At 68.6% G+C, this 11,046-nt stretch carries 7 protein-coding genes; 6 read left to right on the top strand and 1 reads right to left on the bottom strand.

Going from position 1 to position 11,046, the window contains the following annotated elements:
• Positions 1-77: 77 nt before the first annotated feature.
• From ccoG to Q4I23_RS25235, 3 genes are all read left to right on the top strand, one after another.
• A complete protein-coding gene (gene ccoG, locus Q4I23_RS25245; protein ID WP_498528036.1) occupies positions 78-1,556 on the top strand; it encodes a cytochrome c oxidase accessory protein CcoG in 1,479 nt (492 codons plus the stop codon).
• 242 nt (positions 1,557-1,798) lie between these two features.
• On the top strand, positions 1,799-2,653 hold the full coding sequence (locus tag Q4I23_RS25240) for a glycosyltransferase (protein WP_498528035.1): 855 nt from the start codon (positions 1,799-1,801) through the stop codon (positions 2,651-2,653).
• A gap of 77 nt (positions 2,654-2,730) precedes the next feature.
• Complete coding sequence (locus Q4I23_RS25235) at positions 2,731-3,549, top strand: GH12 family glycosyl hydrolase domain-containing protein (RefSeq protein WP_498528034.1); 819 nt, start codon at positions 2,731-2,733, stop codon at positions 3,547-3,549.
• 44 nt (positions 3,550-3,593) lie between these two features.
• Here the strand turns inward: Q4I23_RS25235 and fbaA are convergent, their stop codons facing one another.
• Positions 3,594-4,673, bottom strand: coding sequence for a class II fructose-bisphosphate aldolase (fbaA, locus tag Q4I23_RS25230; protein WP_040138070.1), 1,080 nt, complete (start codon positions 4,671-4,673; stop codon positions 3,594-3,596).
• Positions 4,674-4,914: 241 nt separating this feature from the next.
• Between fbaA and Q4I23_RS25225 the strand changes: the two genes are divergently transcribed.
• From Q4I23_RS25225 to Q4I23_RS25215, 3 genes are all read left to right on the top strand, one after another.
• Positions 4,915-5,787 (top strand): SMP-30/gluconolactonase/LRE family protein, encoded by an 873-nt coding sequence (locus Q4I23_RS25225; protein WP_498528033.1) that lies wholly within the window; start codon positions 4,915-4,917, stop codon positions 5,785-5,787.
• Positions 5,788-6,084: 297 nt separating this feature from the next.
• A complete protein-coding gene (gene ppc / locus Q4I23_RS25220; protein WP_454020968.1) occupies positions 6,085-8,904 on the top strand; it encodes a phosphoenolpyruvate carboxylase in 2,820 nt (939 codons plus the stop codon).
• A gap of 410 nt (positions 8,905-9,314) precedes the next feature.
• Positions 9,315-10,763: an aminotransferase-like domain-containing protein gene (locus tag Q4I23_RS25215; RefSeq protein WP_454020967.1), complete on the top strand. Its 1,449-nt coding sequence runs from the start codon at positions 9,315-9,317 to the stop codon at positions 10,761-10,763.
• The last annotated feature ends 283 nt before the right edge of the window (positions 10,764-11,046 follow it).

The raw sequence follows: 11,046 nt of genomic DNA, 5'->3' as shown, positions 1-11,046 counted from the left end.
GGGCTCGGAGATGTGTATAAGAGACAGCTGCCCCGCCCCTGCCCATTTGTCCGCGGGCCGAACCACGGACGAGCATGATGAGCGTTTCCACCACCGAACCGCAAACCGCCTCCCGCACCGCTGAATCCGCGCGCAAGAGCAACCTCTACGCCAAGCATGACAAGATCTACCCGAAGTCGGTCGCCGGCACCTTCCGCCGGCTGAAATGGCTGACGCTGATCCTTCTGCTCGGCCTCTACTACGTCACCCCCTGGATTCGCTGGGACCGCGGCCCCAACGCGCCGGATCAGGCGGTGCTGGTGGATATGCCGGGCCGCCGCCTGTACTTCTTCTTCATCGAGCTGTGGCCGCAGCAGGTCTATTACCTGACCGGCGCGCTGATCCTGGGGGCCATCGGCCTGTTCCTGGCGACCGCGCTCGCCGGCCGCGTCTGGTGCGGCTACGCCTGTCCGCAGACGGTGTGGAGCGACCTGTTCCTCTGGGTGGAGCGCCGGATCGAGGGCGACCGCGGCGACCGCATCCGCCTCGACCACGCCCCCTGGTCGCCGGCCAAGCTGGGCAAGAAGGCGGCCAAGCACGCCGCGTGGCTGCTGATCGCTTTGCTGACCGGCGGGGCCTGGGTCTTCTACTTCAACGATGCCCCGACGCTGGCGCTGGAGATGCTGCGGTTCGAGGCGTCCTCGTCCGTGCTGCTGTTCATCGGGCTGTTCACCGCGACCACCTATCTGCTGGCCGGTCACGCGCGCGAGCAGGTGTGCATCTACATGTGCCCCTGGCCGCGCTTCCAAGCGGCGATGCAGGACGAGGACAGCCTGACGGTCACCTATGAGGACTGGCGCGGCGAGGGCCGCGGCCACCTGAAGCGCTCGCAAAGCTGGCAGGAGCGCAAGGCGACGGGGCTGGGCGATTGCATCGATTGCGGGGCCTGCGTCCATGTCTGCCCGACCGGGGTGGACATCCGCAACGGCCCGCAGCTCGCCTGCATTGGCTGCGGCCTGTGCGTGGACGCCTGCAACGACGTGATGGCGAGGATCGGGCGGCCCGGCGATCTGGTCCGGTTCGATTCCCTGAACGCCCAGATCGCGCGGGCCAACGGCGCCAAGCCGGCGTTCAAGCCGGTCCGCCCGCGGACGATCATCTACACGCTGCTGCTGACCGTCGTCGGCGGGATGATGGCCGCCGGGCTGGTTCTGAAGCCGAAGGTCGACGTGAACATCCTGCGCGACCGCGCGCCGCTGTTCGTCACCCTGTCCAACGGCGACATCCAGAACGCCTACACGGTCAAGGTCCTGAACATGACGCGGGCGGCCCAGAGCTATCGCCTGTCCGTCACCGGTCTTCCCGGCGCCGTCCTGTCGGTGGCCGGCGGCGAGGGCGAGGCGGCGGAAGGCTCCGTCCTGGTCCAGGCCGATCCCGACAGCGTGGCGACCCACCGCGTGCTGGTCCGCGTGCCGAAGGAAGCGCTGCGCCAGCCGTCGATCCCCACGGCCTTCGTCGTCACCCGCCAGCCGGACGGGCTGACCGTCCAGCACGAGACCGTTTTCCTCGCCCCCTGATCCTGCCTGTCTCTTCAACCGATGGAGGATGCACCATGAACTTCGACACCACCACTTACATCGCCCTGGTCGGCGCCGTCAGCGTCTTCGTCGTGACCATCGGCGTCTTCGCCTTCCTGCTGACCCGCAAGGGCAAGTGAAGGCTTTCCGTCGGGGGGGAGATTGCCTGCCGCGCCGGACCTGTTGCATAACGGCGTTCGACGGGAGCTTTCCCCAAAAACGGTGTCGTGAAGGGTCCATCGATGGAAGTGCTGAGGTTCGCACCGGAGGATTTCTCCCATGAACTTCTGGCGCTGGAGGTCGCCAAGCTCATCAAGGATGAAACTCCCCTGGCCGAGCCGCTCACTTTTCACGCCTATTGGGACGGCCCGCTGAACGAGAAGCATCTCATTTCAGTGAAAAGCTGCCACCTGTTCAACGTGCGCGGCAACGGGAACAGGATCATCGTCTGGACCCGGAACGGCGTCGACAACGAATATTTGAGTGAAATCGGAAAATACGCCGAGATACGCGCCTTTTCCGAGCACGACGAGTGCCGCGGCACCTTTCTTGAGGGAAACGATTTCGGGCGGTCGATCGACGCGTCCTTCTATTCCGACATCGTCCGGTACATCCTGCTCTACAAATACGGCGGCGCGTGGTTCGACCTCGACTGCCTGTTCCTGAGAAGCGTCACACCGCTCCTGAACCAGTTTCCCGGCAAGATCCTGGCCTATCGATGGGAGCGGCAGAACTATCCCAACGGCGCGATCTACATCTCCCCCACGCCGAGATCCGAAGCGATGAAGGGCAACATCGAGTTCATCCGCAACCGTGGCCGCGGCTGGGGTTTCCAGCAGGCCGGCCTGGTCTACGAGACGCCGATGGACATCCTCGTGCTGCCGTGCCCCTGGTTCGACGCCGGATGGATCGACAATCCGGTGCTTCACTTCAACGACTTCATGACGGCGTCGCCGGTCGCGTTCGACCTCGACAGCTTCTTCCCCGGCGCCTTCTGCTTTCACTGGCACAACAAATGGTTCGACGCCATCGAGCCGTCGAGCCCGATGGATCGGCTCGCCCGCGACATCGACCTCCGGCTGTCCATGAGGCGCTGAGCGCCGCCGCGATCATCGCCGTCCGCCCTTGTTGAAGCCCCGACGCCGGACAGAACAGGACGGAGCGGGGACCCATCATGACCACCACGCTGAAAGGAAGCGCCGACCGGCTGGAGGCGGGCGGCTGGGCGGCCAGCAGCAACGTCTGGAATCCGGGAGGCTACCGCAACGGCAAGGATTTCACGCAGTCAATCGCCATCAACGAGGCGACCTCTCCGAACGGAACGGTGATCAGCTGGAGCTGGCCCTACGACAGCCGGCGCGCCCTGACCTACGAGAATTACCCGGTGCGCGCCTATCCGGAGCTGACCCACGGCGTCAACCCGTGGAACGGCGCGCCGTCCACCAGCGCGGTCCTGCCGGCGCGGATCGCCGACCTGCCGAATTTCGACGTGACCTACAAGGTCGGCCTGACCGGTGTCACGAACCTCTACAACGTCGCGGTCAGCCTGTGGATCGGCGACGACCCGGCCAAGGGGATCGCGGGCGTGACCGACGAGGTGATGGTGTGGCTGCACAGCGGCTACTTCACCCCCGCCGGGGAGCCGGTCGCCACGCTGACCGACGCTCAGGGGGACGCCACGCTGTGGAACAAGCCGCTGTTCAGCGGCGGGGTGGACGGCAACCCGATCGACTGGGAATACACGGTCCTGCAATACGGCGACGACCGGCTGGCCGGGACGCTGGACCTGGACGGGCTGCTGGATGAGCTTCAGACCCGCGGGATCGTCAGCGAGACGGACTGGATCCTGGGCTTCCAGTTCGGCGCGGAGGTGGCGGCGGGCGCCGGGTCGATGACGGTGGAGCAACTGGCCGTGGATTTCGCGGCGCCTCCGGCCCCGGCGATGGTTGCGACACCGCCGGAGTCGGTGATCGTGGTGCCGCCGTCGGTGTAGGGGTGAGCGGCCGTGCCGGCCCCCCACCCCCATGTTCCGACCGATCAGCCGGCCAGCGACTTGCCGGCGGCGCCCAGATCGGCGAAGGCCTCGTCGAGACGACGGACCATGCCCTGCTCGCCCAGGCGCAGCCACTTGCGCGGGTCGTACAGCTTCTTCAGCGGCTTGCCAGACTGCGGGTCGATCTGATGGCGGAAGGCCGCCTCGTTCTCCAGCACGAAGCCGCCGATGGACTCGGCGAAGGCGAACTGGGTGTCGGTGTCGATGTTCATCTTGAACACGCCGAAGCCGACCGCCTGGGCGATCTTCTCCTTCTCCGACCCCGAACCGCCGTGGAACACCAGGGCCAGCGGCTTGGCGCCGCCGCCGTGACGCTCCGCCACCAGGGCCTGCGAGGCGCCGAGGATCTCCGGGCGCAGCTTCACGTTGCCCGGCGCGTAGACGCCGTGCACGTTGCCGAAGGAGGCCGCGACCGAGAAGTGGCCGATGGGCGACAGCTCCTCATAAGCGCGCAGCACGTCTTCCGGCTGGGTGTAGAGGTGGGCGTTGTTGGCGGCGTCCAGGTCCTCCGACCCGATGCCGTCCTCCTCGCCGCCGGTCACGCCCAGCTCGATCTCCAGGCTCATGCCCAGCGGGGCGAGGCGCTTGAGGACGCGGGCGCATTCCGACAGGTTGAAGTCCAGCGACTCCTCCGACAGGTCGAGCATGTGCGAGCTGAACAGCGGACGGCCGGTGCGGCGGAAATGCTCCTCGCCATGGCCGATCATGCCCTCGACCCAGGGGATCAGGCCCTTATTGGCGTGGTCGGTGTGCAGGACGACGCAGACGCCGTACTGCTCGGCCAGCAGATGGACGTGCTGGGCCGCCGACACGGCGCCGAGGATGCGCGCCTGGAGCGCGTCCTTCATGCCCTCGCCGGCGTAGAAGCGGGCGCCGCCGTTGGAGAGCTGCACGATCACGTCGGAGCGGTTCTTCGCCGCCGCCTCGAGGACGGCGTTGATGCCGTTGGTGCCGACCACGTTGACCGCCGGCAGAGCATAACCACCGTCCTGGCAGGCGGCGATCAGCGCACGGTAGTCCTCTCCGGTCACGACGCCGGGCTTCAGTCGGGTCGGGGCAGACATGGGTGAATTCCTCCCTCGGAAAAATACTGCCTTGAAACTCTGGTTCGAACTTCGGTTCAAACGTCGGTTCGATCGTTCGGTCAAGCCCCATATGGGCATGGGACCGGCGAACGCCACGCGCTCTTTTTGCCACTTCCCGCGCCGGAACGCTGCAAAAGACTTGCCGCGAAAGTCACCCCGGACCTGTGACGAAAAGACCCGCGGCATCCCGCAGGACAGCAACAGCAAGGAGACCGGGACCATGGACGCTCACTGTGTCTGGGAGGCGGGCGCGCAGCTCGGCGAGGGGCCGGTCTGGTCGCCGTCGCACAACGCCCTGTTCGCCGTAGATATCCACGGCTCGCGCCTGCTGCGCTACACCCCCGCCGACGGCCAGGGGCGCGACTGGCCGCTGGAGGAGGCCGCCTGCTGGCTGGTCGAGCGGGCGGACGGTGCCGGCTTCGTCGCCGGGCTTCGCTCGCGCCGGCTGGTCGGCCTGACGCTCGACGGCGACCGGCTCTCGGTGGGACCCGAGATGCTCCGGCTGGAGGAGGACACTCCCGGCAACCGGCTGAACGACGCCATGGCCGACACGGCGGGCCGGCTGTGGGTGGGCAGCATGGACGACGCGGAACAGGAGGCCTCCGGCGCGCTCTACCGCGTCGGGCCGGACGGTTCCGTGGCGCGGGTGGACGAGGGCTATAGGGTCAGCAACGGCCCCGCCCTGGCCCCGGACGGGCGGACGCTCTACCACACCGACAGCCCGTCCCGGACAATCTTCGCCTTCACCCTGGCCGCGGACGGCACCCTGTCCGGCAAGCGCGCCCACATCCGCTTCGGCGAGGAGGACGGCTATCCCGACGGCATGACCTGCGACGCCGAGGGCCATCTCTGGGTCGCCCACTGGAGCGGCGGCCGGGTCAGCCGCTTCCGGCCGGACGGGACGCTGGATCGGGCGGTGCGGCTGCCGGTGTCCAACGTCACCTCCTGCGCCTTCGGCGGGCCGGGGCTGGATCGGCTGTTCATCACCACCTCCGCCCAGGACGCGCCGGACGGAGAACCGCTGGCCGGCGGGCTGTTCGCCTGCACGCCCGGCGTCGTCGGGCTGCCGCCGGGACGATTCGGCACGCCCTGAACAGGCTGCGAGTCTTGCCAGCGGATTTGATATACTAGTATAACTCTGGCGCTGATCAGCAGCCGTCACCGCATGGCGGAAGGATCGCGCGCCGCCGTGGCGAGCCCTTCCGCCAAGTGATAGATCTGTGCGGACACCGCAGCGCAACCGGCGCAACCGGGGCGGCGGCGTCCGCAACCCTGCCGAAGCCGTTCTCCCACAAGGGGAAAAGGGCTTTAGCAGGTGCAGCAAACTGCTTTACAGTTGCACGCCGATCCTTTCGACGGTTCCACCTTCGCACAGCCGGAGCGACCCACGATGACCACCGACGCCGCCCTCCGCCCCGACGCTCCGGCCAACACCATCGACACCGGCACCGACACCGGCATCGACGACAAGGATTTCCCGCTGCGCGAGGACATCCGCCTGCTCGGCCGCCTGCTCGGCGACACGGTGCGCGAGCAGGAGGGTGACGGCGTCTACGGCGTCATCGAGAGCGTGCGCCAGGCCTCGGTCCGCTTCAACCGCGACGACGATGACTCCGCCCGCCGCGAGATGGCCGAAATCCTGAACGGCCTGCCGCGCGACACGATGATGTCGGTGGTGCGCGCCTTCTCCTACTTCCTGCACCTCGCCAACATCGCCGAGGACCAGCACCACATCCGCCGCACCCGCGACCATGCCATCGCCGGCTCGCCGGCGCGTGAAGGCACCCTGCCCTACGCGCTGGAGCGGCTGGAGGCCGCTGGCGTCGGGCCGGACCGGCTGGCCGGCGTGCTGGACATCGCCCAGGTCAGCCCGGTGCTGACCGCCCACCCGACCGAGGTCCAGCGCAAGAGCATCCTGGCGCTGGAGCACAAGGTGGCGTCCCTGCTGGACACCCGCGACCGCTCCCGCCTGACCCCGGAGGAGGCGGAGGCCAACATGGACGCGCTTCAGGAGGCCATCCTGACCCTGTGGCGCACCCGCATGCTGCGCCCGCAGCGCCTCGCCGTGATCGACGAGGTGAAGAACGGCATCTCCTACTACACCGACACCTTCTTCTCCGAGCTGCCGAAGCTGTTCTGCCGCTTCGAGGATCTGCTGGCCAAGCGCTTCCCCGAGCGGGAGTGGTCGTTGCCGCCCTATTTCCGCATCGGTTCCTGGATCGGCGGCGACCGCGACGGCAACCCCTTCGTCACGGCGCCGATCCTGCGCGAGGCGATGCGCCTGCAATCGACTGCCGCGCTCGACCACTACCTGACCGAGATTCACGAGCTGGGCGGCGAGCTGCCGCTGTCCGAGCTGCTGCTCGGCACCTCGCCGGAGCTGGAGGAACTGGCCAAGCGCTCGCCCGACCATTCGCCGCACCGCGCCGACGAGCCGTTCCGCCGCGCCCTGACCGGCATCTACGCCCGTCTGGCGGCGACCTCGCGCACGCTCGACCAGCATGAGGCGCTGCGCAACGCGGTCGGCAAGGGCGATCCCTACGCCACCAGCGCCGAGCTGCTGGCCGACCTTGAGGTGCTGGCGACCTCGCTGAAGGCCCACGGGGCGGGCCGTCTGGCCGCCGGGCGGCTGCGCCGCCTGATCATCGCGGTGAAGACCTTCGGCTTCCATCTGGCCCCGATCGACCTGCGCCAGAACTCCGACGTGCACCAGCGCACGGTGGCGGAGCTGCTGGCCGTCGCCGGGCGCTGCGCCGATTACGCCGCCCTGTCGGAGGACGAGCGCATCGCCCTGCTGGCCGAGGAAATCCAGAGCCCGCGGCCGCTGCATTCGCCCTACCACGCCTATTCGGAGGAGACGGCGGGCGAGCTGGCGATTTTCTTCGCCGCCCGCCAGCTGCGCGAGACCTACGGACCCGCCGCCCTGCCGAACAGCATCATCTCCAAGACGGACGGCGCGTCCGATCTGCTGGAGGTGGCGCTGCTTCTCAAGGAATCCGGCCTGCTGCGCCCCGGCGCGGAAGGCGCCCCGGCGCTCGGCCTCAACATCGTCCCGCTGTTCGAGACCATCGAGGATCTCCGGCAGGCCCCGGCAACGATGGAGCGGCTGTTCACCCTGCCCGCCTACCGCGCCCTGGTCACCTCGCGCGGGGACGAGCAGGAGGTGATGCTCGGTTATTCGGACAGCAACAAGGACGGCGGTTTCCTGACCTCCGGCTGGGAGCTGTACAAGGCGGAGATCGAGCTGGCGAAGCTGTTTGACCGCCATGGCGTGCGCATGCGGCTGTTCCACGGCCGCGGCGGCTCGGTCGGCCGCGGCGGCGGCCCCAGCTATCAGGCGATCCTGGCCCAGCCGACCGGCGCGGTGTCCGGCCAGATCCGCATCACCGAGCAGGGCGAGGTCATCGCCTCGAAGTACGGTCGCCCCGAGGTCGGGCAGCGCAACCTGGAGGTCCTGACCGCGGCGACGCTGGAGGCCACCCTGCTCGACCTGGAGAACCGGGTCGAGCCGGCGGAGTCCTTCTACGCGGCGATGGAGCGGCTGTCGGAGTTGGCCTTCGGCGCCTACCGCGGGCTGGTCTACGAGACGCCGGGCTTCACCCAGTATTTCCGAACGGCCACGCCGATCTCGGAAATCGCCACGCTGAACATCGGCAGCCGTCCGGCCTCGCGCACCAAGTCGGACCGCATCGAGGACCTGCGCGCCATTCCCTGGGTCTTCTCCTGGGCGCAGTGCCGCCTGATGCTGCCGGGCTGGTACGGCTTCGGCAGCGCCGTGGAGGCCTGGCTGAAGGAGGAGCCGGACGGGCTCGCCCTGCTCCAGCGCATGAACCGCGCCTGGCCCTTCTTCAAGTCGCTGCTGTCCAACATGGACATGGTGCTGGCCAAGAGCGACCTCGCCATCGCCTCGCGCTACGCGGAGCTGGTGGAGGACGTCGAGCTGCGCGAGCGCATCTTCGGCCGCATCCGCGAGGAGTGGCAGCGCACCCGCCGCCATCTGCTGGCCATCGCCGGCCATGACGAGCTGCTGGGTGAGAACCCGCTGCTCGCCCGGTCGATCCGCAACCGCTTCCCCTACATGGACCCGCTGAACCACGTCCAGGTCGAGCTTCTGCGGCGTCACCGCGCCGGCAGCAGCGACGAGCGGGTGCGGCGCGGCATCCTGATGTCGATCAACGGCGTCGCCGCCGGCCTGCGCAACAGCGGCTGACCTCTACGGTTGCCGCTTCCGTCCCGTCGCTCCGGCGGGACGGAAGTAGGGCGGCGAAACCGTGGGCCGGCATCGAAAATGGATTGCCACCCCTGATTTCCTGCTTGCTTTCATATTAATATATTAGTATGCTTTCTCTTGTGTTCAAGCGTTGTGGGCCGCCGTTGCGGCGGCCGGTGCGACGTCCTGGACGTTTCCTCCCTAGACTCGAAGGCCATCGGGGTCCGCCCCGGTGGCCTTTTTTCTGTGCACGCTTTGGCTGTGAAGCCTGTTGTCCAGGGCGCTGCACCCCGCTATGAACGAGAGGGCTGGCGCGGCCGGTGAAACTTCACGACGCGCATATTGACAATCCATACAATGCCGGGCCTAATGTCTGGAAGGGAGCGCCCCGCCTCCCTGCAAGGATCGCCATGCCGCCGCTTCCCACCCCCCAAACCGCCGCGCACCCCAACGACTGGGCGCCCTCCCTGGAAGACCGCAGCCGCCCCGTCTACATCGCCATCGCGGACGCCATCGCGGCGGACATCGGGGCGGGGCGGCTGAGGCCCGGCGACCGGCTGCCGCCGCAGCGGATCCTGGCCGACCGGCTGGGCATCGACTTCACCACCGTCAGCCGCGCCTATGGGGAGGCGCGCCACCGCGGGCTGGTCGACGCGCGCGTTGGACAAGGCACCTTCGTGCGCAAGACGGGCCATGTTCCCCCGCCCTTCGCCGCGGAGCCGCATACCGCCGTTGCGACGGTGCCGCTGGCCGTCAGCATGGCGATGAACCAGCCACCACAGCCGGAGGACTCCACCGCCCTGACCGCCCGCATGAACCGCGGGGTCGCCGCGGCCACCGCGGCTCTGGGATTGCCGGACCTGCTGCGCTACCCGGACGGGGCCGACAGCCCGGACGACCGCGAGGCGGCGGTGCATTGGCTGCGCCATCGCCTGCCCGGCCTGACGGCGGAGCGGGTGCTGGTGGCACCCGGCACGCAGGCCGCCCTGCTCGCGCTGCTGTCCGCCCTGGCCCGCCCCGGCGACACGGTCTGCGCGGAGGCGCTGACCTATCCCGGCTTCCGCGCCGCCGCGGCCCAACTCGGGCTGCGGGTGGTCGGCGTCCCCATGGACGCGGACGGCATCGACCCTGATGCTCTGCGCGCCACCCTGGCCGAGCACCGGCCCAAGGCGCTCTACTGCATTCCCACCTTCCACAACCCGACCACCGCGACCATGCCGGAGGAGCGGCGGCGGGCGGTCGCCGCGGCGGTGCGCGACCATGGCGTTCCGATCATCGAGGACGACATCTACGGCCCGCTGCCGGAAACGGCGCCGCCGCCGCTGGCCGCTTTCGCGCCGGAGCTGACCTACCACGTCGCCGGGCTTGCCAAATGCGTGTCCCCGGCGCTGCGCATCGCCTATGTGGCGGCGCCCGACGCCCGGCAGGCCCGCCGGGTGGCGGTGGCGCAGCGGGCGACCACGCTGATCGCCGCCCCGCTGTCCGCCGCCATCGCCCGGTTGTGGATCGCCGATGGCACCGCAGAGGCCGTGCGCGATGCCATTCGGGCGGAGGCCATGGCCCGCCGGGCGCTCGCCGAGTCGCTTCTGCCGGCGGAACGGATCGTCACCAAGCGGGAGGCCTTCCATCTCTGGCTCACCCTGCCGGACGGCTGGACCGGTGGGGAGTTCACCGCCCACCTGCGCAGCCGGGGCATCTCGGCGGTGGCCGCGGAGGCTTTCGCCACCACACCGGACGTGCCTGCGGCCCTGCGCTTCTGCCTGGGAGCCCCGCTCGACCGCGACGAGACCCGCCGCGCGCTGGAGATCCTGGCCGACGCCCTGGTCCTGCCCCCCGCCACCGCGGGTGTCATCATCTGAAGGCCATCAAAGCCTGCTTCAGAGTGTCGCATTGCTGGGATCGCCTCCCGAAAAATCAGGATTTTCCATACACAGCCCTCATTGAATGCAGTCAATCACGCTTGCGGAATCGGCGATTGAAGGCATACAGTCGGCGCCATGCCGCAGGCCACCGCTCGGGTGGTGCGGATGTTTGCGCAGAGGCACGCCATGCAGAATCTCGCCCGCTCGTCCAGCCTTCCCCCGCCGCCCTCCGCTCCGGCCTGTCTCTTATACACATCTGACGCTGCCGACGATTATACGC

Source organism: Azospirillum sp. UFLA03-27 (genome assembly GCF_059803775.1).
Note: the sequence above shows the minus strand (reverse complement) of the source record. Positions and strands in the feature narration are given on the sequence as shown.

Bases quoted from the DNA above. Each gene is read 5' to 3' on its own strand.
- ccoG (WP_498528036.1), top strand. From the start codon at position 78: ATGAGCGTTTCCACCACCGAACCGCAAACCGCCTCCCGCACCGCTGAA.
- Q4I23_RS25240 (WP_498528035.1), top strand. From the start codon at position 1,799: ATGGAAGTGCTGAGGTTCGCACCGGAGGATTTCTCCCATGAACTTCTG.
- Q4I23_RS25235 (WP_498528034.1), top strand. From the start codon at position 2,731: ATGACCACCACGCTGAAAGGAAGCGCCGACCGGCTGGAGGCGGGCGGC.
- fbaA (WP_040138070.1), bottom strand. From the start codon at position 4,673: ATGTCTGCCCCGACCCGACTGAAGCCCGGCGTCGTGACCGGAGAGGAC.
- Q4I23_RS25225 (WP_498528033.1), top strand. From the start codon at position 4,915: ATGGACGCTCACTGTGTCTGGGAGGCGGGCGCGCAGCTCGGCGAGGGG.
- ppc (WP_454020968.1), top strand. From the start codon at position 6,085: ATGACCACCGACGCCGCCCTCCGCCCCGACGCTCCGGCCAACACCATC.
- Q4I23_RS25215 (WP_454020967.1), top strand. From the start codon at position 9,315: ATGCCGCCGCTTCCCACCCCCCAAACCGCCGCGCACCCCAACGACTGG.